Annotated in this window: 26 protein-coding genes; 3 read left to right on the top strand and 23 right to left on the bottom strand. The window is 45.2% G+C overall.

The features are described 5' to 3' along the window. Nucleotides 1-1,068 precede the first annotated feature (1,068 nt). The 3 genes from DLM75_RS18195 to DLM75_RS18185 are packed head-to-tail and all read right to left on the bottom strand — an operon-like array spanning nucleotide 1,069 to nucleotide 5,829. A complete protein-coding gene (locus DLM75_RS18195; RefSeq protein ID WP_100787665.1) occupies nucleotides 1,069-1,545 on the bottom strand; it encodes a tetratricopeptide repeat protein in 477 nt (158 codons plus the stop codon). Between the two features lie 35 nt (nucleotides 1,546-1,580). Continuing rightward, nucleotides 1,581-3,485, bottom strand: coding sequence for a 1-deoxy-D-xylulose-5-phosphate synthase (dxs, locus tag DLM75_RS18190; RefSeq protein WP_118969907.1), 1,905 nt, complete (start codon nucleotides 3,483-3,485; stop codon nucleotides 1,581-1,583). Between the two features lie 31 nt (nucleotides 3,486-3,516). Next, the gene (locus DLM75_RS18185) at nucleotides 3,517-5,829 is read right to left on the bottom strand and encodes an adenylate/guanylate cyclase domain-containing protein (RefSeq protein WP_118969906.1); all 2,313 of its coding nucleotides are present in this window, start codon (nucleotides 5,827-5,829) and stop codon (nucleotides 3,517-3,519) included. 203 nt (nucleotides 5,830-6,032) lie between these two features. Here DLM75_RS18185 and DLM75_RS18180 point away from each other — a divergent pair, with 203 nt between their 5' ends. Then, the gene (locus DLM75_RS18180; protein WP_118969937.1) at nucleotides 6,033-6,509 is read left to right on the top strand and encodes a DUF1564 family protein; all 477 of its coding nucleotides are present in this window, start codon (nucleotides 6,033-6,035) and stop codon (nucleotides 6,507-6,509) included. 68 nt (nucleotides 6,510-6,577) lie between these two features. Here DLM75_RS18180 and trpA read toward each other — a convergent pair whose 3' ends face one another. The 19 genes from trpA to dapA are packed head-to-tail and all read right to left on the bottom strand — an operon-like array spanning nucleotide 6,578 to nucleotide 22,523. Then, entirely contained in the window at nucleotides 6,578-7,372 is a 795-nt protein-coding gene (gene trpA, locus DLM75_RS18175) for a tryptophan synthase subunit alpha (protein WP_118969905.1), read from the bottom strand. Further along, on the bottom strand, nucleotides 7,369-8,574 hold the full coding sequence (gene trpB / locus DLM75_RS18170; protein ID WP_118969904.1) for a tryptophan synthase subunit beta: 1,206 nt from the start codon (nucleotides 8,572-8,574) through the stop codon (nucleotides 7,369-7,371). The genes trpA and trpB overlap by 4 nt, the downstream gene beginning before the upstream one ends. A gap of 2 nt (nucleotides 8,575-8,576) precedes the next feature. Next, the gene (locus tag DLM75_RS18165; RefSeq protein WP_118969903.1) at nucleotides 8,577-10,307 is read right to left on the bottom strand and encodes a proline--tRNA ligase; all 1,731 of its coding nucleotides are present in this window, start codon (nucleotides 10,305-10,307) and stop codon (nucleotides 8,577-8,579) included. A 5-nt stretch (nucleotides 10,308-10,312) separates the two neighbouring features. Further along, the gene (locus tag DLM75_RS18160; RefSeq protein WP_118969902.1) at nucleotides 10,313-12,040 is read right to left on the bottom strand and encodes a site-2 protease family protein; all 1,728 of its coding nucleotides are present in this window, start codon (nucleotides 12,038-12,040) and stop codon (nucleotides 10,313-10,315) included. Further along, nucleotides 12,034-13,203, bottom strand: coding sequence for a 1-deoxy-D-xylulose-5-phosphate reductoisomerase (gene dxr / locus DLM75_RS18155; RefSeq protein ID WP_118969901.1), 1,170 nt, complete (start codon nucleotides 13,201-13,203; stop codon nucleotides 12,034-12,036). Before dxr ends, DLM75_RS18160 begins: the two co-directional genes overlap by 7 nt. Before the next feature lie 6 nt (nucleotides 13,204-13,209). After that, complete coding sequence (locus tag DLM75_RS18150; protein ID WP_118969900.1) at nucleotides 13,210-14,124, bottom strand: phosphatidate cytidylyltransferase; 915 nt, start codon at nucleotides 14,122-14,124, stop codon at nucleotides 13,210-13,212. Beyond that, entirely contained in the window at nucleotides 14,117-14,797 is a 681-nt protein-coding gene (locus tag DLM75_RS18145; RefSeq protein WP_241547976.1) for an isoprenyl transferase, read from the bottom strand. Before DLM75_RS18145 ends, DLM75_RS18150 begins: the two co-directional genes overlap by 8 nt. Before the next feature lie 46 nt (nucleotides 14,798-14,843). After that, nucleotides 14,844-15,398, bottom strand: coding sequence for a ribosome recycling factor (frr, locus tag DLM75_RS18140; protein WP_118969898.1), 555 nt, complete (start codon nucleotides 15,396-15,398; stop codon nucleotides 14,844-14,846). Next, complete coding sequence (gene pyrH / locus DLM75_RS18135; protein WP_118969897.1) at nucleotides 15,388-16,134, bottom strand: UMP kinase; 747 nt, start codon at nucleotides 16,132-16,134, stop codon at nucleotides 15,388-15,390. Before pyrH ends, frr begins: the two co-directional genes overlap by 11 nt. Before the next feature lie 3 nt (nucleotides 16,135-16,137). Further along, nucleotides 16,138-16,734: a translation elongation factor Ts gene (gene tsf, locus DLM75_RS18130; protein ID WP_118969896.1), complete on the bottom strand. Its 597-nt coding sequence runs from the start codon at nucleotides 16,732-16,734 to the stop codon at nucleotides 16,138-16,140. 13 nt (nucleotides 16,735-16,747) lie between these two features. Then, nucleotides 16,748-17,656 (bottom strand): 30S ribosomal protein S2, encoded by a 909-nt coding sequence (gene rpsB / locus DLM75_RS18125; RefSeq protein WP_118969895.1) that lies wholly within the window; start codon nucleotides 17,654-17,656, stop codon nucleotides 16,748-16,750. A gap of 3 nt (nucleotides 17,657-17,659) precedes the next feature. Then, nucleotides 17,660-17,920, bottom strand: a complete 261-nt coding sequence (locus tag DLM75_RS18120; protein WP_069606737.1) for a hypothetical protein — start codon at nucleotides 17,918-17,920, stop codon at nucleotides 17,660-17,662. 22 nt (nucleotides 17,921-17,942) lie between these two features. Beyond that, nucleotides 17,943-18,320 carry a bactofilin family protein gene (locus DLM75_RS18115; RefSeq protein WP_118969894.1) on the bottom strand — a complete coding sequence of 126 codons (378 nt, stop codon included), beginning with the start codon at nucleotides 18,318-18,320 and terminating at the stop codon, nucleotides 17,943-17,945. 8 nt (nucleotides 18,321-18,328) lie between these two features. Continuing rightward, the gene (locus DLM75_RS18110) at nucleotides 18,329-18,550 is read right to left on the bottom strand and encodes a tetratricopeptide repeat protein (protein WP_118969893.1); all 222 of its coding nucleotides are present in this window, start codon (nucleotides 18,548-18,550) and stop codon (nucleotides 18,329-18,331) included. 3 nt (nucleotides 18,551-18,553) lie between these two features. Next, nucleotides 18,554-18,934: a holo-ACP synthase gene (gene acpS / locus DLM75_RS18105; protein WP_118969892.1), complete on the bottom strand. Its 381-nt coding sequence runs from the start codon at nucleotides 18,932-18,934 to the stop codon at nucleotides 18,554-18,556. Continuing rightward, a complete protein-coding gene (locus DLM75_RS18100) occupies nucleotides 18,931-19,983 on the bottom strand; it encodes a CdaR family protein (RefSeq protein WP_118969936.1) in 1,053 nt (350 codons plus the stop codon). The genes acpS and DLM75_RS18100 overlap by 4 nt, the downstream gene beginning before the upstream one ends. A gap of 9 nt (nucleotides 19,984-19,992) precedes the next feature. Beyond that, complete coding sequence (gene cdaA, locus DLM75_RS18095; RefSeq protein ID WP_118969891.1) at nucleotides 19,993-20,811, bottom strand: diadenylate cyclase CdaA; 819 nt, start codon at nucleotides 20,809-20,811, stop codon at nucleotides 19,993-19,995. Nucleotides 20,812-20,826: 15 nt separating this feature from the next. Continuing rightward, complete coding sequence (dapB, locus tag DLM75_RS18090; RefSeq protein WP_118969890.1) at nucleotides 20,827-21,636, bottom strand: 4-hydroxy-tetrahydrodipicolinate reductase; 810 nt, start codon at nucleotides 21,634-21,636, stop codon at nucleotides 20,827-20,829. 2 nt (nucleotides 21,637-21,638) lie between these two features. After that, nucleotides 21,639-22,523, bottom strand: coding sequence for a 4-hydroxy-tetrahydrodipicolinate synthase (dapA, locus tag DLM75_RS18085; protein ID WP_118969889.1), 885 nt, complete (start codon nucleotides 22,521-22,523; stop codon nucleotides 21,639-21,641). Between the two features lie 94 nt (nucleotides 22,524-22,617). Between dapA and DLM75_RS18080 the strand changes: the two genes are divergently transcribed. After that, the gene (locus tag DLM75_RS18080) at nucleotides 22,618-23,649 is read left to right on the top strand and encodes an MraY family glycosyltransferase (RefSeq protein WP_429945491.1); all 1,032 of its coding nucleotides are present in this window, start codon (nucleotides 22,618-22,620) and stop codon (nucleotides 23,647-23,649) included. Between the two features lie 594 nt (nucleotides 23,650-24,243). Here DLM75_RS18080 and DLM75_RS18070 read toward each other — a convergent pair. Next, nucleotides 24,244-24,426: a hypothetical protein gene (locus tag DLM75_RS18070; RefSeq protein WP_118969887.1), complete on the bottom strand. Its 183-nt coding sequence runs from the start codon at nucleotides 24,424-24,426 to the stop codon at nucleotides 24,244-24,246. Nucleotides 24,427-24,710: 284 nt separating this feature from the next. On the opposite strand from DLM75_RS18070, the gene DLM75_RS18065 reads away from it, so the two are divergent. Continuing rightward, nucleotides 24,711-25,013, top strand: coding sequence for a helix-turn-helix domain-containing protein (locus DLM75_RS18065; RefSeq protein WP_118969934.1), 303 nt, complete (start codon nucleotides 24,711-24,713; stop codon nucleotides 25,011-25,013). The last annotated feature ends 993 nt before the right edge of the window (nucleotides 25,014-26,006 follow it).

Raw genomic sequence — 26,006 nt, 5'->3', positions numbered from 1 at the left:
TTGAGAATCCGTCGCCATACATACTCCTCAGGTTGAATACTTTATCGTTTCTGTCAACCGAGGTCGCTAGTTTCATAATTCAATCCTATATCGTTTTGAAACTTTCACACGACACCGCTTTGATAAACGACTTTACTTTATCTTCTCGAGGATTCGAAATTGCTCTATGGGTTATATAATTTATATTTCTGCAACGATGTTCTTCGTACCAATACTTTTTATTATTTGAGAATTTTTCTTTCGCTCTCCCCAAAGTAGATTCTTGGATCTAACCTGGAAGTGGTTTTTCTTCTGGGCCATCGGAGTCAGACTCCTTTCTGCGGGTTTAAATCAGATAATAAATCCTGCATTTACCGCAAGTATCTTGCAATGAAGTGATTCAGCACATCTCGTAATTAAAGAATTAGGTTTTGCTAACTTACTTCATGGGGGGACTGGCTACACTCTCCCTTTTCTTTCTTTCTTTCTTTCTTTCTTTCTTTCTTGGGCCTCGCGGCGACCCTGGGAGGTCTCTATCTTGGGATGGCAGGATTCCTGCATGTCCTTCGCGGCCTCGAGCACGTAAATTTCAAAGAGGCTACGGCCTGTATCTCGGATTTATGGGGATTTCTAATAGTCACAGCTTATTTTCCTGATTCGTTCTTATTCCGTCAAAAAACGCCACAGTGATTGTTTCCTTCGGCTGCGCCACAATTCGGATCCTTTTCCTATATCAGTGAGCGATCGGAGCTCAGGAAGATCTGCCCGAGATCGTATCTAACGAGAGTTATACGGATCGAGGGCTAACCTTTTGACTTTTACTTTTTCTTTTAATTAGCGGAGATTTTTTTGCGATTTTCTCATTCCTTTTCGTTCCGGAATAGAAAATGGAATTTCAGAGAGGTCGAAGAAACCTTTTTTTCAAAATTGGAACTTCTCTCTTTTTCTTTTGCGTGAGCGATCGAGCGTAAATACTGCAATGCGCCATCTTGAAGATTGAATTTTGGTTTTTAAAAACCGCTCTATGGCGCTTTGCAGATTGAAGTGAGAGCGCGACTCTGCGTTAGCAGAGGCACGCCCAAAAGAATTTTAAATGGCTGATCCTAATTCTTCTTTGAGTTTTCTTGCTTCTTCGAAGTCGGGTTTGATTTGTATCGCTCGGTGCAAATACTGCAAAGAACGTTCCGGTCGATTCCAAATTTTGTATAGCGTTGCCAAGTTATAGAGGGAGATGTGAGGCGCGTCGTTCAAGTCGCAACGTAGAGATTTTTTCAACCAATAGACTGCTTCCGTTTCTTTTCCAGCTCTTAAGAGTATGATTCCGATTTCGTTGCAAGGATTTCCGTAGTTCTGATTGACTTCGACGGATTTGTAGAAGTGGAGCAGACCCCTCTCGTGGTTCCCCTTTTGATTTTCCATGAGACCTAAAAAGAAATATGCCTCGTGATGATCCTCTTCTTCCAGTGTAAGTTTGAACAGGTATTCAGCTCTATCAGAGTCGCCCGTTTTGTAAAAATATTTTGCCGCTTCCAGAAAATCAGAGGGAGTAAAGTTTTCCAATTCCATAACCCGTTTTTACTTTGATTTTCGGTTTGGAACCACTAAGGCTTGATTAAGTTTTTTTTCAATGCCTCTGCGACGGTTCCCGCGATCGATGGTGCATCCAATTTGTATGCCTGGAAAATTTCCTTTCTCTCTCCGTGATGGATCGGTTCCGGTGGAAAGCCGAAAGTTTTGATGTATTTCGACAATTGTTCCGGTGCGATCCGATTGAGTAGATATCCGGAAGCCCCCGCGTCGACATAACTCTCGTCTAAAATCGCGAAATGTCGCACATTCGACAGTTCTTCGTTCAAGGCTTCCGTTCCGAGCGGTCTCAACCAGACGAGATCGATCAAAGTCACACTCAATCCGGATGATTCTAAGATTTCAGTCGCTTTTTTTGCCTCGTCCAACATGGATCCGATCGATAATAATGCGACATCGCTTCCTTTCTTAAGAACTCGGAACGTCCCGGGAACCAATTCCGGTTTTCTATGAAAATCGAGGCTTTTTACATCCACGCTCGCTTTCGGAAATCGAATCGCGATCGGTTCCTGATCGTAGTGTTCCATAAGCCTCAAAGAATCGATCAGATCTTGTCCATTGGATGGAACAAAGACGTCCATGTGAGGCAATCCCAGAAGATAGCTCAGATCAAATAAACCCTGATGAGTTTCTCCGTCCGGCCCAACACATCCCGCACGATCGATCACAAAACGAACCGGTAGATTCATCAGCGAGACGTCTTCCACGAGTTGATCCAATCCTCTCGTCAAAAATGTGGAATAGATACACATATACGGAATCACATTTCCGTTTGTCATCGCACCCGCGAACGCCACAGAATGTTGTTCCGCGATTCCCACGTCGAAAAGATGTTCCGGAAATTTCTCTGCGTATTCCTTAAGTCCACTTCCCTCAATCATCGCGGGCGTAATCGCCGCAATCTTCGGATTTTTTTCGGTGAGAATCGTGAGCATCTTTCCTACGATCTTGCTATATGCGATCTTAGTAGAATCCCCGCTTTCCATCGCGCCGTCTTCTTTTCGAAACGGTGTCACCCCGTGATATTTGATCGGATCCCTTTCCGCCGGATCGTATCCTTTTCCTTTTTGTGTGATCAAATGAAGAAGAATCGGACCCTTCATCTTCTTCACCTTCTCGAGCATCTTTACGAGCCGAATCACGTCGTGTCCGTCTTCCGGGCCGATGTATCCAAATCCTAAATCTTCGAAAAGTCCGCCCGGAGTTAAAACGTCCTTGAATCCCTTTTCCACCTTCTTAAAAAATCGCTCCGTCGCCGGTCCTATGATCGGAAGCCATTTTAAGAATGTATAAAAGATTCTCTTCCAGTGGTTGTAAAAATGAGATGTGATGATGTTGTTGAGATAGTTGGATATGGATCCTACGTTTTTGGAGATCGACATGTAGTTATCGTTTAGAATCACGATCATGTCTTTTTTCAAATGTCCCGCGTGGTTCATCGCTTCCAACGCCATTCCTGTCGCGATCGATGCGTCTCCGATGATGGCAACTACGTTGTAATCTCCTCCTGTCAAATCCCGCGCGGCCGCCTCGCCGAGCGCTTGCGATATGGAAGTTCCAGCGTGTCCCGTATTGTAGAGGTCGTACGGTGATTCTTCTCGTTTTGGAAATCCGGAAAGTCCGTTGAATTTGCGAACCGTATTGAGCCGATCTTTTCTTCCGGTTAAGATTTTATGAGGATAAGTTTGATGTCCTACGTCCCAGACAAGACGGTCTTTAGGGGTATCGAACACATAGTGAAGAGCAACCGTGAGTTCTACGACTCCCAGATTGCTTGCGAAATGCCCGCCCACTCCCGAGAGAGTGTCGATGATGTAATTTCGAACCTCTTCGCAGACCACCGGAAGTTTTTCCAGCGGAACGCTTCGGAGATCGGCCGGATAGTTGATTCTATCCAGCAGAGTTGGTTCCTGTTGCATGAAAACTTTCTATTCTAATTTTATAAAATTCTCAGCCTGCCTGCAAAGGTTTTCTTAATAGTTTTAGGTCTTCCTCGTTTACCAAATCCAGAAGTTCATAGATCCGAACCGGCTGAGTCTTTCCCTTCACTTTAATCAAGTCCAGTTCTCTTGCGATGACCCTGTCCTTTACCTTTTCGTAGGTGTACTCAGAGATAATAATATGGGTTCCGTATTCCTTGTTCGTTCCTTCCAATCTAGATCCAAGGTTGATTGTGTCTCCCATACAGGTATAATCCATCCTGTGGGAACTCCCCATGTTTCCGACGACTGCAGGTCCCGAATTGAGTCCGATTCCTATATCCATTTGAGGTAGATCCCGGGCTTTCCATTCTTCCTTGAGTGTCGCGAGTCTTCTCATCTGAGCCAATCCCGCCGCGCATCCATAGTAAGCGTGGTCTTCCAGAGGCACGGGCGCCCCCCAAAATGCCATGATCGCATCCCCCATGTATTTATCAATCGTTCCCTTGAATTCAATGATGATCTCCGTCATCTCCGATAAGTATTGGTTCAAGAATTGAACGAGTTCTTCCGGTCCCATTTTTTCCGACATCGTCGTAAATCCGCGAATATCCGAGAAGAAGATCGTAATATCACGTTTCGATCCTCCTAAGTTCAGGTTCTCGGGATTCTTGAGTAATTCGTCCACGACGTCTTTGGATACGAATTTGGAGAATGTGCTTCGGATATATTTTACGTTCTCTTCTTCCGTCAAAATTCTAAATCCGATCAATCCGATGAAGATAAACAACTGTTCTAAGATCACGGATGGATAGAGATGCACCAAATTGAATTCCGAAAAGTTTACCAAAGTTACTACGGAATAAAGAAACGCCGTCGCTAAGAAGAAGATAAACGCAAGCCAAGTCTTGAGTCTCGGTTGGATGATCCCCGCCAAAATTCCGACGATGATTAGAATCAAAAATTCTCCCCAGAGAGGCAATTCAAAGAGAAAGTCTTGATTGAGAATCGTGTTGATCGCCGCCGCGTGGTGCTCGATCCCGGACATATCTCCGAATGGTGATAAGTGCGTATCCTTTGCGGCTCCCGCACCGGTCGCATAATACATCGCTACTAAGAAAATCGTATTTTGAAATTGAGATGCCGTCTCCTCATTCCATTCGGTCGCCGCCTCGAAAACCTCGTGCGCTCGGAATGAATACAATCCTCCCGGAAAGTTGATCTGCATCTGCCCGTCTTCATCGATCGGAATCTTGATCTCCCTCTTCTCGTTCGGTCGATTCATGATGTCCTTGGTTTCCATCTTCAAGGTTTTCCGATTGAAACTCGTGAGCGTCTTTTGAGGTATGTTTTTGATCTTCACATACTTTCCCATCACGACTTCCACGTCTCTTTTTACGTCGACTCCGAGATAATTACAAGCGATCATCAAGTCGATCGAAGGATAGTATTCCGTTTCTCTCAAAGGGCCCGCGTTTAATAATTTTGCGACCAGAGGCATCCTTCTGTTGAGGCCACTTTCGTCTTTTTTAATATTCGCAAATCCTAATCCGGACGCTTTTTCGGCGACGGGTTCGATCGGAGGTTGCGGAAACTTCAACCAGGATCTTCCGAGATCTCCCGGATCTTCCACATTCTCCAGTTTGAACTTTCTCAAAACGTCGATTCGATTTTCCAAATTTAGAATCGAACTCTTTGATTCCAAACTCGTTTCCATCGGGTAGTCAAACATGACCTGAGGATTTTTGGCTAACGCTTCCGCCATTTCTTCCGTCTGTCCCGGCTTATAATCCACGAAGAAAATATCGAACATGAGCTGATTCGACGTATTCTTAAATATGTCTATTATGTTTGCGTAATATTTCCATGGAAGCGGCCATCTTCCTTGCAACTTTTCGAGAGAGGTAGTCGTGATCCCGATGATCTGGATGTCCTGTCTGGCTCCCGGCGGAGGATTGTAACGCGTGTACTCGATCGTTCCTTCGTCCGATTCTTTCTCGCTCTTATTGACCCCCGCTCTTAAGAGTGTGAATCTCCAAGAGACGGAAGATTCTTCTAACTCGGAAAGTGGCGTGAAGATCTGATAGAGAAAAAACATCACTAAGGATACGACCACCGCGAGCCAGATACTCCCTGATCTTTGTTTGTCCGGTGTGTTCTCGGCTATGAATTTGTAGATCGGATAGGCTGCGAGAATGAGGGCCGCGAACCCGCCCAAGAGGAATTCCGTATTCTGGGAAAAGTTCGGGAAAAATGCGGTAAAGCTGATGAGAAGGATTCCTAAGATTCCTAAAATGATAAAGACAATCTGTATGGGAGTGATTTTAAATTTGGCTTCGCTCATAGTTCCTCCGGGAAGAGATCGGGGATCAGTATCCTATCCGTCTGAGATTCGTCAATATTTTCCGGTTTCGTTGGTTCCCTCTTCGGGGTTGTTTTTGATTTTTGTTTCGTTTTTTGGGTTTCTTTTCGGTTCTCCGTTTCGGTTTTGTCAATTTTTTGACGGTTTTTGCCTCCGAAGGTTTTTCCCGCGGAACCGTCCTTTGTATGAGGGTTTCTTCTTTGTGCTCGGGGGTTGCATCTTGCGAGATTCGGAGAAAGGGGCATCTTTGCTCCCTTTTGATTCCGGAGTATTTTGTGAGGGAGAAGGGGTTGAAGGCGAGGTTTTTGAGGTCGTCTTTGAGCGTTCTTTTGTTACGATTTGACGAAGCTTTGATTCGGAAAAAATTTTTAGGGAAGAGATTGGTTTACGCGAAATACCAGGAGGAAAATCTCAATCTGAAAAAAATGAATTTTCGTCCTTTTGAGGAGGACTGGGTAAAGTTAGGGATTCTCGCCTGGGGATTGGGGATTTCGCGTTGTCTCCTTTTTTCTATTTTATTAGAATTGGATTGCGAACCAAAAGTTAACCGTGAAACGAAATCGAATGGAGTTCCAACCATTCTTTCTATTACTAGAAAGTTAATCTTCTCTAAAAGAGAGGTCCGCAGTCAAATCCGTAAATCACGTGCTCACCCATCCTAAAAAAAACCTTCTTCCCTCTCCACTGCCGACAAAATGAACGCCCCAAAAAATGGAGGCTGGAGTCCTCATCATCTCATAGAAGAACGAATCTCAGAGGAAAACGAAAATAACTTTTCCACACAAAGCTCCCGGTTATTCCCGTTCTCTTCGATGATCCTCTGAACTGCGGAGCCAATGATCACACCGTCGGCGTATCTTGAAATTTCCCTTGCTTGATCTGCAGAAGAAATCCCAAAGCCGGCACAAACAGGAAGGGAAACAACTTTCTTCACAAACTTGATTCTTTCTTCCAGACCTTCCGCGAGAGCTCTTCTTTCTCCGGTAACACCGTAAGAAGTAACGTAATAAATAAAACCGGAAGCAAGCGACTTCATAGAACGAATTCTCTCTTCCGTTGTGGCCGGGGTAACAAGATGAATAAAATCAATCTTTCTCTTTTCAAGTTGAGTAAAAAATTCTTCGGCTTCCGGGGTATCGTACGGAAGATCGGGAATGATCAGACCTTGGATTCCGGAATTCTTAGCCATCTCCGTAAACGATTCTAAACCCATCGAATACAGGGGATTGAAATACGTCAGATAAACAAGAGGTGTTTCCGGATGAAGTTTGTGAATTTCAGCGGTCACTTCCAAAATTTTCTTCATCGAAAAAGGATGAGCCAAGGCTCTCTTAAACGCTTTCTGGATTACCGGACCATCGGCCACAGGATCTGTAAACGGAATTCCCAATTCTAAGATCCCGGCGCCTCCTCGAATCAGAGCATCCGCCCAAACAACGGAAGAATCGTAATCAGGATCGCCTAACGAGATATAAGGGATAAAAACACTTTTCTCATCCGAGAATACGGCAGATATCGTGCTCAAGAAAATTCTCCTTTTCTCAGTCTCGCCACTTCGGCTACGTCCTTGTCCCCTCTTCCGGATAAACAGATAAGAATGTCCTCTTTCTTTCCCATCTCTTTCGCAAGAGATTTTGCATATTGAAAGGCGTGGGCTGTTTCGAGAGCGGGAATGATACCTTCAATTCGGCAGACTTCGAGAAACGCGTCTAACGCACCTTCGTCGTTTACGTTTGCATAGGTGACTCTTCCGTTCTTATTTAAGAATGCGTGCTCCGGACCGACTCCGGGATAATCAAGACCCGCAGAAACAGAATGAGCCGGAACGATTTGACCGAACTCGTCCTGAATCACGAGAGTTTTGGTTCCATGTAAGAATCCAGTCTTTCCGAACGCCATCGTCGCCGAGTGAGAACCGGGTGTAGAAGAATAACCTCCGGCTTCTACACCATAGAGCTTCACCTTCTTATCCTTGAGAAAACCGTAGAACATCCCGATCGCATTCGAGCCGCCTCCAACGCAGGCGACTACGGCATTCGGGAGTTTTCCATTCTCTTTTTTGAATTGTTTTCTGGATTCGATCCCGATGACGGATTGAAAGTCTCTTACGATCGTCGGAAACGGATGAGGTCCCACCGCGGAACCCACGATGTAATGTGTATTGGAAACATTCAATGCCCAGTCTCTCATCGCTTCGCTTGTCGCGTCTTTGAGAGTGGCGGTTCCGGCAGAGACGCCTACGACCTTCGCGCCCATCATTCTCATGCGAATCGCGTTGAGTTCTTGGCGACGCAAATCCTCGTCGCCCATGTAAACGACGGTTTCCAACTGGAACATCGCTCCCACGGTCGCGGTCGCAACACCGTGCTGACCCGCTCCGGTCTCGGCGATGATTCTTGTTTTTCCCATCGCCTTTGCGATCAGAACCTGTCCGATCGTGTTGTTGATCTTATGGGCGCCTGTATGATTGAGATCTTCTCTCTTGAGCCAGATTCTCGCGCCACCCCAGGCCTTTGTCAGACGTTCCGCGTAAGTCAGGGGAGAAGGTCTTCCGATATAATTCTTACGATAGTATTCGAGTTCTTTTTTGAAGTGTTTGTTTTTCTTTAACTTCTTGTACGTGGCTTCGAGTTCCACGAGAGCGTCGTGAAGAATTTCAGGAGAATAACGTCCGCCGAATTCCCCGAAATATCCTTCCTTTTCGGAATGTTTTGATTCTTTTCCCATACCTACTCCAACTCTGCAAAGAGTTCTTGGCGAAGCGATTCTACTCGAGTTGTAAAATCTTCAAAATCGGTAAAAACAAAGGATTCTTCTTTATCCTTTTTGCGATTGTAGATCGAAAGTTCTCCGTTTTCGAAGAATTTTTTTCCGATCGTGACTCGGATCGGAAAACCGATGAGTTCGGAATCTTTTAGTTTAAATCCCGGGCCGAGATCGCGGTCGTCCCAGAAAACTTCGACGCCTTCATTCTTTAGAACATTATAAAATTCTTCTGCTTTTGCGTATTGTTCTTCACCTTTCGTGATGCTCACAAGAGTCACTTCGAAAGGCGCGATGCTGATCGGCCAAAAAATCCCCTTATCGTCGTTGCACTGTTCGATCACGGTCGCAAGGGTTCTGTTGACCCCGATTCCGTAACAGCCCATCGTAAGCGTTCTCGCTTTTCCGCTTTGATCCAAAACTTGAATCCCGAAAGCCTTCGTATATTTTTCTCCGAGTTTGAAGATATGCCCGACCTCGATTCCTTTTTCAGCTTTTAAGGGAGAATTACAATTCGGACAAAGATCCCCTTCTCTTGCTAATGCGACATCCGCAAATTCGGGCAGATTGGAGATTTCCTTTTCCAAGATAAAACCTTGGATATGAAGATCTTCCTTCCCTCCACCGACGACATACGGAAGTTCTTTCTGTAAGGAACGATCGTATAAAACCTTTACTTTCTCGTTCGGCGCAATCGGTTGAATAAAACCGGGAACCAGCCCGAGTTCTCCGATTTCCAAATCGCTCATCGGCTCCGTATCCACAATTCGCAGAAGAGAATGAAGTTTGTGAAGATTGAGTTCCAGATCTCCGCGAAGATAGACAAGAATCTTCTTTTTTTCCGATTTTAAAGCGACCGCTTTGATCGTTTCTTTCGCGGAAATTCCGAGAAACTGACTCACTTCTTCGATGGTCTTTTTGCCCGGAGTCGAAACTTCTTTTTTCTCGGGAAGCGTAGAAGGAATATTCTCTTTTTCTAATATAAGGGGAGTTTTTTCGCTGTTCGAACTGTAATCGCACTTCGCGCAAAGAAGCAAGGTTTCCTCTCCGATCGGAGATACGACCATAAATTCTTCCGAAGCCGAACCGCCCATACTTCCGGAATCTGCAAGAACGGGAATGGTCTTGAGACCGCAACGATCGAACATCTTTCGATAAGCGACTCTCATCGCTTGATAGGTTTCGTCCAAAGAAGCGTCGTCTATATGAAAAGAATATGCATCTTTCATAATAAACTCTCTCGAACGAATCACTCCGAAGCGTGGACGAATCTCATCACGAAACTTCGTCTGGATCTGATAGACGTTGATCGGAAGATCCTTATACGATTTCAAAAGAGGCTTTACGAGATAACTAAAAGATTCTTCGTGAGTTGGCCCGAGCGCGTATTTGAGGTCGTGTCGATCTTGGATCCGAAACATTTCTTTTCCCATCGCGTTCCATCTTCCGCTCTGTTCCCAGAGTTCGGAAGGAGTGAGAATGGGAAGGTCGAATTCCAATGCCCCCGTCGCGTTCATCTCTTCCCTAATGATCTGTTTGATCTTTTGAAGAATTCTCACACCAAGAGGGAGATAGAAGTAAAGACCGGCGGAGGATTTACGAACCAAACCGGCGCGAATCATCAGACGATGGGACGCGACAACCGCGTCCGCAGGATTTTCTTTTTCTGTGGGTAAAATATATTTCGATGCTTTCATGCGTTTTAGAAAAATCGCGTTACATCGTTGAAGGTGACGTAGAGTCCGAGTCCGAGTAAGAATAAAAATCCGATTCTAAAGATGGACTCGATCACTTTTCCAGGAAGAGGTCTTCCGGTGATCGCTTCATACGCATACAATACGATATGTCCACCGTCCGCCATCGGAATGGGAAGTAAATTCATAATCATCAGAGCGATCGAGATCCTCGCGACAAACTCCAAGTAAGTCTGCCAGCCGATCTCCAAACTGATTCCGGCATACGAGACGATTCCCACGGGTCCGGAAAGGCTGTCCTTTACGGAAAGAATTCCGGAAAACAACATGCCGATTCCTTTGAGAGTGGTTTCCACATTCTCATAGACGTCTGTTCCCGCGACCACAAAGGATTCTAAAAATCCGAGTTCTCTGGCCATCGGCTCCGGATTGAATTTCATGTTCGGTCTAAAACCCAAAAGTCCGATCGGTCTTACCTTCGGCTCGGCTTCGAGCCTGAGGTTTCCCATGTCTACGGTAACAGTTTCCCCGTTCTTCCCTTTAACGTATGCGAGAAGTTCTTCAAAACTCGGAAAGGTTTTTCCGTCCACGGCCAAGTTGAGAAGTTTTTGTCCAAGCTCGGGATCGTAACTCGCGAATTGATACGATTCAAGTCCGAGTTCGGGAAATTTTTTATCTCTTAGATTCTTAAATTCTAATATGTTTGCTCCGAGAACGGGAACGTCCACGTTTGCAATTTCGGTGGACCAAGGATTGACCAAAGGATAGGTCTTACGATCGACTACGATCTTTACGGTTTGATTCTGGTATTCTCCCAGAATTTTTTGCAGTTCTCCCACGGTGGAAACGGTTCTTCCGTTGATCGTCTGGATCACGTCTCCGTCGTTTAAATACGTCAGAGCGCGAGAACGAAGAAGACTTTCTTTTTCTTCTTTCTCTTTTTCCAAAAGAACTTCAGCGGGAATGTCTCTTCCTTCGACCGCTTTTTTCAAACGTTCTTGGTAGTAGTTCTCGGCTTCATGTGTTTTGTCCAACTTGGAGGAAAGCCAGTGTTGAAATTGTTCGGAATAACTGAATGTCGCGACGACCCTTCTCTCTCCGAAGGGTTCGACTCCGATCGTGGGAATTCCGGAGGCGCGTTTTGGGTTGTATACGATCCGAGGTGTTACGATCCATTCCAACTTCTTCCCTTCTCTTTCCCCAACGAGCTTCAGTGCTTCTCCCGAAGAAAGTCCGACTCCCGTTACGATGTCCTCGAACTTTTCGGTTTTGTTTCCATTGATGCTAAGAATCCGGTCTCCAGTCCGAAGTCCGGATTGATACGCGGCGGAGAATTCTTGATCCGCAGGATCGATAAAGATTCTGTTTCCAGGAGGATTGTGTCCAAGAAAATTCAAAATCAGTAATAAACCAAAACCGAGAAACAAATTGAAAAGAGGACCGCCGAGCACGGGAATCATTCTTTTGAGAGGCGGAGTGGATAATAGTTCTCCGGGTTCTCCTTTGATTTCTCCGCCGTAATCGTCGCCTTTAAAAAGAACGTATCCTCCGACCGGGATCGCGGTGATCTGATAAGTGGTTTCTCCCACCTTCTTCTTCCAGATGCCTCTACCGTATCCAATTGAAAAAATTCTCGCCTTCACACCGACGAGCATTCCACAGAGAAGGTGTCCCAACTCGTGAATAAAAATAGAAATAGCCAACATAAATACGGCGCCTAATACCATGATCAACATGCGGATAAAGCCTTCCTTGATTTCAGATTTCCGACGGTCTCCCTGGCAACACGATCTGCGTCTTCGTAACCTTCCAGGGTGTCAGGATACGTGATTGGAATTTCGTCTAACGCGGCGGAGATGTATTGTGGAATGTCCACAAAACGAATCTCGTCTTTTAAAAACAATTCTACCGCCGCCTCGTTGGCCGCGTTAAAAATAGAAGGAGCCGTTCCGCCTGTCTTTCCGGCTTCGAACGCGAGGGCCAAACCAGGATAACGTTTCAGATCGGGTTCCCTAAATTCCAGTTTTCCCCAATCTTTCGATGGATGAGACCGTAACACCTGCGGCACCGGTTCCGGATGGAAGAGAGAATGTGCGATCGGAAAGATCATATCGGGATAAGAAGCGTAAACAAACGAAGCTCCGTCTTTCAATTCCACGATTCCGTGGGCGATACTCTGCGGATGAATGACGACCCCGATCTTCTCGTAAGGGAATCCGAAAAGAAAATGAGCTTCGATGACCTCGAGTCCTTTGTTGATCATTCCGTTGGAATCGATCGTAATCTTCGGACCCATACTCCAGGTCGGATGGTGGAGCGCCTGTTCTTTTGTGACCAGAGGCAATTGATCGATCGGCGTATCACGAAAGGAACCGCCCGATGCGGTGAGAATGATTTTATCCACAGCTTCGGGTTTTATGGATTCCAAAAGTTGAAAGAGTGCGTTGTGTTCCGAATCGACCGGAACCACTTTTGTATTGTGTTTGCGAATCAGGGAATTGATCAGAGGACCGGACGTGACTAACGTTTCTTTATTAGCGATTCCTAATCTTTTCCCGGATGTGATCGCGGCGATCGTTGGACGTAAACCCACGGAACCTACGATAGCGGTAATCACGATTTCGATGGAAGAATCTTTGACAAGCTCGGTGAGAGCGGATTCTCCATACAAAATTTCAGTCTTTCCGATTTTGTTTCCGAGAACGGATCGATCCGCGTTTTCCGAGCTTACGCATATAAACGAAGGAGAAAATTCTTTCTGAATCTCCAGAGCTTTCTGGAGATTGGAATGAACGCTGAAAGAATGAAGTCTAAATTCTTCCGGAAAGGTGCGTAGAACCTTGAGAGTGGATTCTCCTACGGAACCCGAAGCGCCCAGAAGACAGACGGTGGTTGCCATATCCAATTAGACTTGGAAACCAAGATTCCCCTTGATTTGGAGATAATAATACAACACTGGAATCGTGATCAAAAGAGCGTCGGCCAGATCCAAAACCCCGCCGTGTCCCGGAATCAGAGAACCGGAATCCTTGATCTTTGCGTCGCGTTTCATCGCGGACTCGAGTAAGTCCCCGATCACGCTCACGAGAGAAATGATGATCGAAATCAAAAAGACTTCTACTCCGGAGATCGGAGAACGGTTTCCCGTGGAATTCTCCCAGATCGCGTTGAAGATAAAAACGGAAACGATCGCGGTCACAATCCCAGTCGCGTAACCTTCCCAGGTTTTTTTCGGAGAGATCGCAAGGCCCGCCGGATGTCGACCGAACCATCTTCCTCCAAAATACGCGCCCGCGTCCGTAAGGAATGTGATCACGGAAACGAGGATGATATAGTAGATCCCCTGCCCCATTCCCAAAAGAAGAAGAAGATGTCCGAGAGGAACCGCGGTATAAAACACACCGAGAAACGTGGAAGATACGGAAAAGATCGCGCCGTCTAACGGGCGTCTGGTGATCTGAAGAGTAAAGATGACGATGAACAAAAGAAGAAACGCAACCGGAACCGGATCGAACGGAGGCACAAAGTATTTGATGTATTGAAGAAAGAAAATCGGAGGTTCGAACTTGTTCTGAGACGCGATGAATCGGAAATAATAAAACGTAAGAATGACGAACATAAAGAATGTTCCCGTTCCTCGAAACGGTCGTCCTTCGTCGCCTCGATCCGCCAAATTATAGAATTCTTTGATTCCTATATAACCGCCCAAAAGAAGAATCAAATAAGACTGCAGATAATAAAAATCCGCATAGAATATCATAAAAAGATAAAATACTACTAATACCGCGGCAGACGCGATTCTTTTGGATGTTTCACCCATTCTCCAATCCTCCGAATTTCCGGGTTCTGGTTTCATACCATTTTAAGGAATCCACCAGTGAATTTTTGTCAAAGTCGGGCCAGAGAGTATCGGTGAAATACAGTTCCGCGTAAGCGGACTGCCAAAGTAGAAAATTAGAAAGTCTTTGTTCTCCGGCCGTTCTGATCAGTAAATCTACGGGAGGAAGGGTGGACGTATATAAAAATTTTTCGAGTTCTTTTTCTTTCAACGGCTTTTCAAAAGAGACTTTCGAACGTTTTCTTTCTAAAAAAACCTCTTGGGCCGCTTTTAAGAGTTCATCCCTCGATCCGTAATTCAAACAGAAGTTTACGGTGAGATTCTTATTCTTTTTCGTTTTATCAATTGCAAAGTCGATCTTGTCCAAAACACCCCGAGTCAGCCGTTTACGCGAACCCGAGTGATGGATTTTGATTCCTCTTGCGTGAATCGTATCCAGTCGCGTTTCTATAAATTCGATGAGAAGGTTGAAGATGGAGCGAATTTCTGGGATCGGGCGTTTCCAATTCTCCGTAGAAAACGCATAGAGGGAAATATTCTGAAGACCGAGTTCGAGACTTGCGTCCATCAAACGATCGATCGCAAGAGAACCTTCCCGGTGCCCTTCGGACCTTGACTTTCCGCGAGCGGTGGCCCAGCGACCGTTGCCGTCCATAATGACGGCGATATGTTTCGGGAGATCGGACTTGAGGAAGCCCACGTTAGATCGTCGTGATTTCCTTTTCCTTCTCTACGGTCAGAGCGGAAATTTTTTCGATATAAGAATCGGTGATTTTTTGAATCTGATCCTGAACCGTTTTGATCTCATCCTGGGACATCCCTTCGGTATGTTTTTTGAGATCTTCCATCGCATCTCTTCGGATATTTCGGATAGCGACTTTTTTTTCTTCGGATTTAGACTTAACAACTTTTGCAAGTTCTTTCCGTCTTTCTCCGGTCAACTCAGGGATGATGATACGAATGACAACTCCGTCGTTCGAAGGTTGTAAACCCAGACCCGAAGTTTGGATCGCTTTCTCGATATCCTTCATGATTCCCTTATCGTAAGGAGAAATCGTAAGAGTTCTTGGTTCCGGAACTGAAATGTTTCCGAGCTGATTGATCGGAGTTTGCGTTCCGTAATAATCCACTCGAATGTCTTCCACAAGAGAAGGGTTCGCTCTTCCGGTGCGAATGGTGCCAAAGTCCTTTTTTACGAGGTCAATGGTCTTATCCATTTTCGTTTTCATTCCTGAGATGATTTCTTCACTGGCCATCGATTTTTATGTCCTCCGAGTTAGAGATCAGGGTCCCGATGTTCGTTCCGGTAATGAGGTCTTTTAGATTCCCTCTTTTGAAAATATCAAAAACAATAATGGACATATTGTTTTCCATACACAAACTAAGAGCGGTAGAATCCATCACCTTCAATCGACGATTGATCGATTCCATAAAGGAAATCTGAGAATAACGTTTTGCTGTGTTGTCTTTTTTCGGATCCGCGGTGTAAACTCCGTCCACTTTTGTGGCCTTGAGAATCACGTCACAACCAACTTCCACAGCGCGAAGACTCGCGGTCGTATCCGTTGTAAAGTAAGGATTTCCGGTTCCACCCGCGAAGATTACGATTCTTGACTTTTCCAAGTGACGAACCGCGCGACGGCGAATATAACTCTCTGCTATAGAATTGATTTCGATCGCGGATTGAACTCTCGTATAGAGTCCTTTTTTTTCACAAGCGTCTTGGAGTGCCAGTGCGTTCTGGATGGTCGCGAGCATTCCCATGTAGTCAGCGGTCGCACGATCGATCCCCGCTTTGGCAAGATTGGTTCCTCGGATGATGTTTCCACCGCCGACAACCAGAGCGATCTCGACGCCGAGATCGTGAACTTCTTTGATTTCTTCTGCGAGAGAATGGGCCTTATTGGTATCAATCCCGAATTCTCCCTCTCCGGCGAGTGCTTCTCCGGAGAGTTTGATCAAAATTCTTTTATACTTCGCTTCGGTTGCCAAAACTTAGAGTCCACCTACCTGAAAGCGGACGAAACGAGCGATGGTGATGTTCTCACCGAATTTCGCGATCGCTTCCTTGACTAAGTCGTCAATGGTCTTAGAATCGTCTTTGAAAAACGCTTGGTTTACGAGACAAGCTTCGGAAACGTATTTTTTGATTTTTCCGGGAAGAATTTTGTCGATTTGTTCGGCCTTCTTTCCTTCCGCTTCCAACTGAACTCTCATGATTCCTTTTTCTTTCTCAAGATCTTCCGCAGGAATGGATTCTTCGTTCAAATAGAGAGGATTCATTGCGGCGATCTGCATGCAGATTTCCTTTCCAAGGGCTTCGAAGTCCTCATTCTTTGAAACGAAGTCAGTCTCGGAGTTCAGTTCTACCAAGACTCCGATCTTTCCGTTTCCGTGAATGTAAGAAACCACTCTTCCTTCTTTGGTTTCTCTTCCGGCTTTTTTAGCGGCCTTAGCGATTCCTTTCTCACGGAGCCAAGTAATCGCTTTTTCGATATCTGCGTTGTTTTCTTCGAGAGCTTTTTTGCAGTCCATCATTCCTGCACTGGTTCTCTCTCTGAGTTCTCTGATTAAATCTGTAGATACTGCCATTTCGTAGAATTCCTTACTCGTTCTTGTCTACTTCGATCGTAGTAGTCGCAGGCTCTTCCGCAACCGCAGGAGTTGCACCCGCTTCTAATGCCGCGGCGGCGGCCGCCGCTTTGGATTTTCTAGATTCAGGATCTTCGTCCATGATGAACTTTCCGCTTTCATCATATTCACCTTGATATTCCAGAGCCAGAGCTTCGGAATCCAGGTCTTCGCTGAAACGTGGTTGTTCTACCACTCCACCCGTTCCTTCGATGACTGCGTTTGCCATCGTTTCGAGGAAAAGGGAAATCGCACGGATCGCGTCGTCATTACCCGGAATCGGATAATCGATGAGTTCAGGATCGCAGTTGGTGTCGACAACCGCGAAGATCGTAAGACCGAGTTTTCTCGCTTCTTTTACCGCGATTTCTTCTTTTTTAGGATCGATCACGAACATGATTTCCGGAATGGTCGCCATGTCTTTGATTCCACCGAGAGTTTTACGAAGTTTATCCAACTCTCTTCTCAGAGTGAGGATTTCTTTTTTTGTTTTCACTTCTTTCTCGAAGCTGTTGTCGGCTTCCATTCCTTCGAGTTTTTTGAGACGAGCAATACTCTTCTTCACTGTGTTCCAGTTGGTTAAGAGTCCGCCCGGCCAGCGGTTATTGATAAAGAACATATTCGAGCGGATGGCTTCTCTTTCGATCGCGCCTCTCGCTTGTTTCTTCGTTCCCACAAAAAGAACTTTTTTGCCGTCTGAAGTTTGTTTTTTCAGAGCGTCGTAAGCTTCTTTTGCTTTTTGAACGGTCTTTTGAAGATCGATGATGTGAATCCCGTTTCTTGCCGTAAATACATACGGCGCCATTTTGGGATTCCATTTGCGAGTCTGGTGTCCGAAGTGTACTCCGGTTTCCAGAAGGTTTTTCATTGAAATCACTGACATGTTTTACCCCTTTTTTAGTATGAAATACAACGTCGCTACGAGTCCTATCAGACTAGCAGGGGTAAATTGTATCTCAACCTTGATTACGTAGAGTTCAAATTTGATTGCTTCTCGGAGCAGGTAGGAAGAGAAAAAAGAAACGCCCGTTAGGCGATCGAGAATGACTCCCGTCACGGCTCCTGCGAAAAATCCAAGGAGCAGAATGAGGGCGATTTTGCCTATCTCAGCCCTGTCCGTAGGCTTTTTCGGGTTAGCAGATACCACTTTTTACTGGTTTAAGCGTGGGTCAATCTTTATTGGGCTGGATCATCTCACAGTTCCCGTCAAAGATTACTCCATCTGCAATTTGAAGTTTGGAAGTTTTGATATTTCCGTTTACTTTACCGGTAGAAAGCATTTCGAGCTTTTGCGTCGCGATCACGTTTCCAGTGATTTCGCCGCCGACGATCACGGTTCCCGCTTTGATGTTCGCGCGAACCTTTGCGCCTTCACTCACGAGAAGAAACCCTTCGGATTCGATCTCGCCTTGAAACTCACCCGAGATTTCGAGAGGTTTTTGGAAGTTTAGAATCCCGGAAAAGGAAGTCTCTTTTCCGAGAACTGTGGAAATCGCTCCGTATTCGGTGATCGGACGAGCGGTTCTGGTTGCGGGTTTCTTGGACATGGATTCTCTTATTTTGTTTTCATTTCAAAAACTCCGTCCCAGTCGTCTGGAGGAGGAGTTGCGATAAATGCCTGACATCGGCCGATGTATTTTTTAGAAGGACCGTCTTCCGGTGAGAGCTCGCTCGCCTTCTGAAACTTTTCAAGGGCTTCCGCGAACTTTCTGGTTTTGTATAAGCTCAAACCTTCGTTGTAAAATTGAATGGTTTGTTTCATCGTTTCAGAGATCATCTTTTACTCCCTGTAAAGCACCACGATTGCGGTGGAATAATTCTCAGCGTGACTGATCGAAACCGAACATCCGCTGTACCCTTTGGTAAGAAACAATTCTTTCGATTTTCCGTGGAGTACCAATTCTTTTTTTCCGAATTCCTTTCCGAAAAGTTCAATTTCCCTCATATCCAGAATCACTTTGTCTCCGGGTTCGATCGCTTTGATAAAGGCTTCTTTGACGCAAAATCTTCCGCTGAGATGGGGAATCGGATCTTTACGATTCGTGCAGTATTCCCTTTCGGATTCGGAAAAGACCCGTTTTAAAAAACGGTCGCCGTGTTTTTCCAAAAGTTCTCGGATTCTGGAGTTTTCAACGATATCGTTGCCGACGGAAATTTTCATTCTTCTTCGAGGAGCTCCGGGTTGGAATCGGGTTCGATCGTATTCTCTTCTTCTCCGTTGTCGCCGTCTTCGCTTCCGGATTTGTCCTTATCGGGTTTGACCTTATAAAGAATCGAAATACGATCCGGAAAAACGCCGAGGATATCGACCGCCTTTAAGGAAGGGGCCTTGGTCAACTTGATCTTTGCAAAAACCGGTTTGTTATCAGGGAGAATTTTTTTCGTCTTCGGATCGTATTTATGAGAACAGACGACGCTCGCAGAAAGCCCCTTGATGACTTGAATACTTTTCAGAGGAGTTTTTGACTGGAGTTTTACGGAAACTTCCGGCTCCGAGAATTCTGCCTCCAGATTCTTATCCAAACTCTGGCATTTGATCGGAATTCCGAGAAGAAGGGTTTCGCCCGCGTTAGACGCGCTTGCAAAGATGTTCACTCGGATCGTGACTTCCTTTACGTTATCCCTTACCTTGACACTCGCCGGAAAATCCGGAAGTTTGTGTTTGATCGTAAACGACTCGGTTTTGTCTTTGAGAGAAATCGGAGGAAAGGAAATTTTTCCGAGATCGTCCAAAACTCCCGGTGGACCGCTGACGTGAATCACGGATGGAGAAACAAACGGCCCCGTCTTCACATAATTAGGCGGAAGATCTCCGGTAAACTTCACGTCGATCGGAAGAAATTTTCCTGAGTTCGATTCTACGATGACCTTTACCTTGTCTTTGAGTTTTGTAATGCGAAGTCCGGCCGGAGCGCCGGAGATTCGATACAAAGAAACGGAATTTTCACCGGGTTTGAGATCGGAAGCGCTTACGTGCGCTTTTAAGAATTGGGAATAATAATTCACGTATTCCCGAACTCCTTCCACTTTTACCGGAAAGGTTTTATCCGATGCTTTGGAAACGGTGAGTGAACTGCCTAACTTCGGATATTCGATCGGAATATTGATTTCTTTTACGAGTATTTTAGAATTTTGTAAATTTACGTAAAAAAGAATCGCGAGAAGAATCGATCCGAGTTTTGCCTGCCAGTTGTTGAAGATTCGTTTCAGCATCTTGGGTTAACCCGTCTTATCGTCCGAAGCAAGACTGTGCTTCTCCGGACCCGTAACTCTTTTTTGAAGGATCGTATTCACGAAATTCTTAAGCTCTATGGGTTTGACAGGATGAGTCATTTCTCCGTCGTAACAAACCGAAATTTCTCCGGTCTCCTCGGAAGTAACGATCACGATCGAATCCGATTCTTCCGAAATTCCGAGTGCGGCCCTGTGCCTTGCGCCCATTCTCGCGTCGTCCAAATTCTGAGTCATCGGTAAGAATGCGCCGGCGCAGGCGATTCGGTTTTGTTCGATGATCACCGCCCCGTCGTGAAGCGCAGAATTCTTTTTAAAAATGGTTAGTAGTAAACTTGTCGAGATGATCGCGTCCAATTGAACGGACTGATCGATGATTTCTTTCAGACTGTTTTCACGAACGATCGCGATGAGAGAACCGGTCTTATTCTTCGCCATGATCTTTACGGCTTCGGTGATCTCTTCCAGATCGGTCATCTGCTTTAATAAAAAGGGCTGAAAGATTTTCATCTTGGAAAGATCGGCGGTGATCTTTCTGAGTTCGGGTTGAAGTAAAACGATGATCGCAAAGACGAGCGCGGGGCGGATGTTTTCTATGATCCAATCGAGGAGTTCGAGTTCGAAGTAACTCGCAAAGATTCCCAAAAGCCAGATGAGAGCGACTCCAAGGAGAAGTTGAATCCCACGGGTTCTTCGGATCGTCGTGTAGAATTGATAGATGAGAACACTGACGATGAGGACGTCGAGGATGATGATAAACGGATTTTTACCGAGAGGAAAAAGGGATATGTTCTTGAAAAAAAACAAAACTTCCCCTTCTCCTTACAATCCTAAAACCGCAAACATATCGTAAAGTCCGGGCTTACGACCGACCAAAAATTCCGCGGCGTGAACGGACCCGACCGCGAAGGTCTTCCGATCCTGGGCCTTGTGCGTGATTTCGATTCTTTCTTCGGGAGTAAAAAAATAAACCGTGTGATCTCCGATCACTTCTCCCGCGCGGAGAGTATGAATTCCGATTTCCTTTGGGTCCCTTTCTTTGAGAATTCCGTGTCTTCCGTGCACTACATTCTTCTCCGTTCTGCCTAACGTTTCGAGAAGAATACTTTTTAATTTTTCGGCGGTTCCGGAAGGTGCGTCCTTTTTATGACGATGATGAATGTCTTGGATTTCGATGTCGGAAATTTCTCCCATTACCTTGGCCGCGATTTCGGTTAACTTAAAAAGAAGATTCACGCCGATGGACATATTCGGTGAAAATACGATCGCGATCTCTTTCGACGCGACTCGAAGAGAATCCTTTTGTAATTCCGTAAGACCGGTGATTCCGACGACCAAAGGTTTTTTTAATGAGACACAAGCCTTGAGAGTAACATCCAAATTCTGATGGGTGCTAAAATCGATCACACAATCCGCACCTTGCACTGCGGCGTGAATATCCGACGTAAAGGAAACTCCGTTCTGCTTGATTCCCGAATGCAAACCCGAATCCATTCCTAAAAAAACGGAACCGGAACTGACGACGGAGGAAGACAATTCCGACTTGGAAGACGTGGAGAGAACCGTGAGGATGGCGCGCCCCATTCTTCCAGAGCCTCCGATGAGTGCGATCTGAAACTTTTTCTCGGACATGGTCACTCGTATCCTTTTTCTTTCAGACCTTCGAGGACGTTTCGAAATTTTGCACTCGTTTCATTTTGCGTGACCGGAGTCATCGGAAGACGAATCTCGGAAGAACAATGCCCGAACCAACTCATCGCGGCTTTGATTGGAATCGGATTGGTTTCCATAAAGGCAAGTGCAAAGACTTCGATAAAATCGTAATGAATCTTTCTGGCTTCCGCGATCTTTCCTTCGTGAAAGTTTTGAACGAGTTTGACGAGTGCGTTCGGAAATAAATTGGAAACAACAGAAACAACCCCCACTCCGCCGATCGCAAGAAGTGGAAGTGTAAGATTGTCGTCACCGGAAAGAACGGTCATCTTGTGACCTACAAGAGAAATCAACTTGGACATCTGTCCAAGATCCCCCGTGGCTTCCTTCATCGAACGAATGTGTTTTACTTCGCTTAGACGAAGAACGGTTTCCGGAAGAAGATTTACGGAGGTTCTTCCCGGAATATTGTAAAGCATCACGGGAACGGAAGAATGTTCCGCGATCGCTTTGAAGTGTTGAAAGAGTCCTTCTTGGGTCGGCTTGTTGTAATACGGATTTACGGAAAGAATCCCGTCCACTCCGTCCTTACACGCCGCCTCGGTGAGTTCGATCGCTTCCTGAGTGGAATTGGAACCGGTCCCGGCCACGACCTGGATTCTATTTTTCACCGCCTTGACGGTTTCGCGGATGAGCTCCGCGTGTTCTAAATGAGAAAGGGTCGGAGATTCTCCGGTGGTTCCACAAGGAACAACTCCGTTGACTCCCGCCTTGATTTGTTTTTCCAGAAGTTTGAAATAGCTATCGTAATCAATTTTTCCGTTTTTGAAAGGTGTGATAATCGCTGTATAGACGCCCTGGAACATATAGTGACGTTCCCAAGTTTGGCCTGATTTGGCAATCAAAAACGGTTCGATTTCTGATTGCGGAGGAGAAGGTTTCGTCCAATCTGGAATGCCAGTGGACCCAATCGTAAACTTCTGGAACCCGGGAATTCTTTCCGTTCTTCTCTTTCTGATCACCGCAATTCTCTCTTGGATTTACGTTCGTTCGGAGACTTTCGGGATCGCCGACGTATCGAACGAGAGAAGTATGCACAGCGGAGTGACCAAAAAGTCCGGAGGAATCTGGATTTTTCTTTCCGTATTCTCCATCGCTCTGGTTTGGTTCGGAGGTTTTGAGAATGCGGAGGACAAGGTGCTCTTATTTTTCGCGGGTCTCGTTTTCTTTTTCGTGATCGGGCTTGCGGACGATCTTCTTTCTCTTGGTGCGGGAATTCGTTTGCTTTTAGAGATCGCGTTTTTGTTTTTTTTCTTTCAACTTCTTCCCGTGAACTTCACCCTTCTTGGTTGGAATCTGGATGGAGTTCCGGGGGCTTCGACCTTCGTTTTGATCGTCTATGTGTTGTTCGTCGTAAACGTGTGCAACTTTATGGACGGCTTGGATTCTTTTCTTGCTTCTCATTTTTTACTCGCGGTCTTTGCTTTCCCGTTTTTATTTCATTCTTCTTTGCCTCCGATCTTTCTTTGGATCTGTGCCGGAGTTTTCGGTTTTCTCGTGTTCAATCTTCCCAAGGCCCATTTGTTTCTGGGAGATGCGGGTTCGCTTCCTCTCGGTTACGCGATCGCCGTTTTACCGCTTCTTTTTATCAACGAGAAGAATTGGCCTTCGTTTGAGATCACTTCCGCGTTCTTCTTGCTTCCGGTTTTTTTTGTGGATGGGATTCTAACGATTCTTCTTCGCCTAAAAGATAAGGAGAATATTCTGAGGGCGCACAGGAGACATCTCTATCAACTCGTTGCCGTAAGAACGGAAAAAAAAGGGCTCGTGTCGATTGCTTTCACCTCTGCGAATTTGCCCGCGATGTTTCTTTTTGGAATTCACAGAGAGGTGAATATTCCGGGAAGTCTTATCTTTTGGATTTCTTTGGTCGTCTATACTTCGCTGTATTTTTTGATCTTCAGAAAGGTGAAAACCGTTCACAATACCTGAGTCCTTTTTGGAAGAGTTGAATCACCGTAGAATGATTCGGGTTTTTGTTCCGCTCGAATGCGCTTTTCTAAACACTGAAAAAGTGGGAACTCACACGTTCCCGGGTGAAAATTACGGGAGCAAAACCCCAATTAGCCGCGGACACGGCCAGATTTGTGGGAACTCACACTGAAGAATTCGAAAGTTCAGCTCGCAAAAATCGAACGTTAGAAAATGCAGACTCGAATATTCTTTCCCGCGTTTTTTCCGATTTGAAGAGGAAGACTTTTCCCAAAAACAAAAAGTGTAGGAATTCACACATTTCCGGGTGAAAAAGATGAGCGTAAAATCCCAATCCACCGCCGAAAACGCTTGATTTGTGGGAACTCACACGTTTGAAATCGAAAAGCCTATTTCGCAAGAAAGGAACTGATGAAAAATGGAGGCCTTGGTATTCTTTCCCGCGTCTTTTCTTTCCCATTTGAAGAGGAACACTTTTCCAAAAGACTGAAAGTGTGGGAACTCACACCTCGACGGGGATTGAATGGTTCAAGATCCCAATCGAACGGAGACATGGTCAAATTTGTGGGAACTCACACAAATGTTTCGATTTGTTTAAAAACGGGATTCTTTCCGTATCTCAGTTTTTTGGGACAAATCCTGCGCTCCCAGATCGTCTTTCCAAAGAATCAGAGATCCTAACACAAAACTTCCTCCAACTTCGAAACGATAAACGAAGAATTCATCTTCCAAAACATACGAAATTCCGCTTTTCAGAATCGCAATTTCTTTCCCCATTTGTTGAAAAGAATCTCAGTGCGATCCGCTTAGACCCGTCCATTCGATTCTTATCGTTTTTGAATGAATTCAAAAAATCTAATTTAGAATTCAGTTTCGAATTTGCTCTTCTATTTAAAACTTGATTTTCAAGTTATAGAATTCAAGATTTGAAATCCTAATTTTTTGATAGAGAGGGGATTTGGAATCCAAAAATCTAAAGAATTTCGAAACTGATGTCTTTGCGTTTTATAAAATATCCGATTTTGGTATATTCCATTTCAGGATGTAGAATGGGACCTGTTTTGTTCAAGTCTCTGCATTCAAAAGAAGCTAAAATTTTTTGCAAGAATCTGGTCGCCGCGCGCAAAGCCGCCGGCCTGACGCAGATTGACATCGCGAATCTTTTAGGTGAACCTCAATCCTATATTTCCAAAATCGAATCCGGTGAACGGAGACTCGATGTGATCGAGTTCTGGAGAATCTTCAATCTTTTGAAGAAACCTTTCGACTTCTATTTTCACTTCGAAGAAAGAGCGGATATGCCAGAGAAAAAAACCAAAACCCTCCGCGCGGCTAGCGGAAAACGGAAGAAAAAATTGAGTTAGTTCTTTGCATGCTCCTCGCTTGATCCCACAGTCATAAAGAATTGGGTTTCTTGGAAACGAAGGAGTTCCTACTTTTTTCATCAACGGACGAGCGTTCCTCGAACGATGGAGTTCCAACATTGTTTTATAAAGCAAACTTCGGGATTTTAGCTCATCGATTTCAGAAAACGTGTGAGTTCCTACTTCTCATCAACGGACGAACTTCCCTCGAGCGAGGGAGTTCCAACATTGTTTTATGAAACAACCTTCGAGATTTTTGTCCCTATTTTCAGAAAACGTGTGAGTTCCTACTTTTCCCATCAACGGACGAGCGTTCCTCGAGCGAAGGAGTTCCAACATTGTTTTATAAAGCGACCTTCGGGATTTTAGCTCATCGATTTCCGGAAATGTGAGAGTTCCTACATTTCCCATCAACGGACGGACTTCCCTCGAACGGATGGAGTTCCGCGTTGTTTTTTTTAGCGAAACAAACGAACGTTTCCAACTCCTATTTGATTAGCTAAAATCCCGTATTTGTGAGAGTTCCCACACAACCCTTATAAAGAAATATTCTCCTTCATCCTTCCATTCGGATTTTTGTGAATCGAAAAGGGCTTTTTTCTGGAATCGCCTTTCGCGAATTGAATTCTCATTTTGCTTTGAACGGAAATGTGTGAGATCCTACTTTGATTTCTCAACTAAGATCAAAGAAGGAAGAGCGCATTCCCTCATCGATCGTTTCCTTGGAAAAAAAATCGAAAGAACCGTCGAAATTCGTATTCTTCAAGAGCAACCCCTTCTCTGATTCTTGCAGGATGGAGTTCCAACATTAGATTTAAAACAAACATCTTTTCCAATTTTGAAATGCGAAATTCAAACCTTGATCTCTGAGAGCTCAGGCCGATTCCCGGAAGAAACTTCCGAAATCCATGCTTTCCGCAAAAAAACGTGTGAGTTCCTACTTGGATTTCAAAGCGAAAATTCAAACGATCGAACTTCTAAAACCTTTCGGAT

This window comes from Leptospira stimsonii (genome assembly GCF_003545885.1).
Lineage (GTDB): Bacteria > Spirochaetota > Leptospiria > Leptospirales > Leptospiraceae > Leptospira > Leptospira stimsonii.
This window is presented reverse-complemented; position numbering and strand designations above follow the sequence as displayed.

Coding starts and splice junctions, on each gene's coding strand:
- DLM75_RS18145 (WP_241547976.1), bottom strand. CDS start 14,797: ATGGACGGCAACGGTCGCTGGGCCACCGCTCGCGGAAAGTCAAGGTCC.
- DLM75_RS18180 (WP_118969937.1), top strand. CDS start 6,033: ATGAGGGTTTCTTCTTTGTGCTCGGGGGTTGCATCTTGCGAGATTCGG.
- DLM75_RS18150 (WP_118969900.1), bottom strand. CDS start 14,124: ATGGGTGAAACATCCAAAAGAATCGCGTCTGCCGCGGTATTAGTAGTA.
- DLM75_RS18165 (WP_118969903.1), bottom strand. CDS start 10,307: ATGAAAGCATCGAAATATATTTTACCCACAGAAAAAGAAAATCCTGCG.
- rpsB (WP_118969895.1), bottom strand. CDS start 17,656: ATGTCAGTGATTTCAATGAAAAACCTTCTGGAAACCGGAGTACACTTC.
- DLM75_RS18185 (WP_118969906.1), bottom strand. CDS start 5,829: ATGAGCGAAGCCAAATTTAAAATCACTCCCATACAGATTGTCTTTATC.
- DLM75_RS18115 (WP_118969894.1), bottom strand. CDS start 18,320: ATGTCCAAGAAACCCGCAACCAGAACCGCTCGTCCGATCACCGAATAC.
- tsf (WP_118969896.1), bottom strand. CDS start 16,734: ATGGCAGTATCTACAGATTTAATCAGAGAACTCAGAGAGAGAACCAGT.
- dapA (WP_118969889.1), bottom strand. CDS start 22,523: ATGTTCCAGGGCGTCTATACAGCGATTATCACACCTTTCAAAAACGGA.
- trpB (WP_118969904.1), bottom strand. CDS start 8,574: ATGGGAAAAGAATCAAAACATTCCGAAAAGGAAGGATATTTCGGGGAA.
- dxs (WP_118969907.1), bottom strand. CDS start 3,485: ATGCAACAGGAACCAACTCTGCTGGATAGAATCAACTATCCGGCCGAT.
- acpS (WP_118969892.1), bottom strand. CDS start 18,934: ATGAAAATTTCCGTCGGCAACGATATCGTTGAAAACTCCAGAATCCGA.
- DLM75_RS18195 (WP_100787665.1), bottom strand. CDS start 1,545: ATGGAATTGGAAAACTTTACTCCCTCTGATTTTCTGGAAGCGGCAAAA.
- dxr (WP_118969901.1), bottom strand. CDS start 13,203: ATGGCAACCACCGTCTGTCTTCTGGGCGCTTCGGGTTCCGTAGGAGAA.
- dapB (WP_118969890.1), bottom strand. CDS start 21,636: ATGTCCGAGAAAAAGTTTCAGATCGCACTCATCGGAGGCTCTGGAAGA.
- DLM75_RS18070 (WP_118969887.1), bottom strand. CDS start 24,426: ATGGGGAAAGAAATTGCGATTCTGAAAAGCGGAATTTCGTATGTTTTG.
- DLM75_RS18160 (WP_118969902.1), bottom strand. CDS start 12,040: ATGTTGATCATGGTATTAGGCGCCGTATTTATGTTGGCTATTTCTATT.
- frr (WP_118969898.1), bottom strand. CDS start 15,398: ATGGCCAGTGAAGAAATCATCTCAGGAATGAAAACGAAAATGGATAAG.
- DLM75_RS18110 (WP_118969893.1), bottom strand. CDS start 18,550: ATGATCTCTGAAACGATGAAACAAACCATTCAATTTTACAACGAAGGT.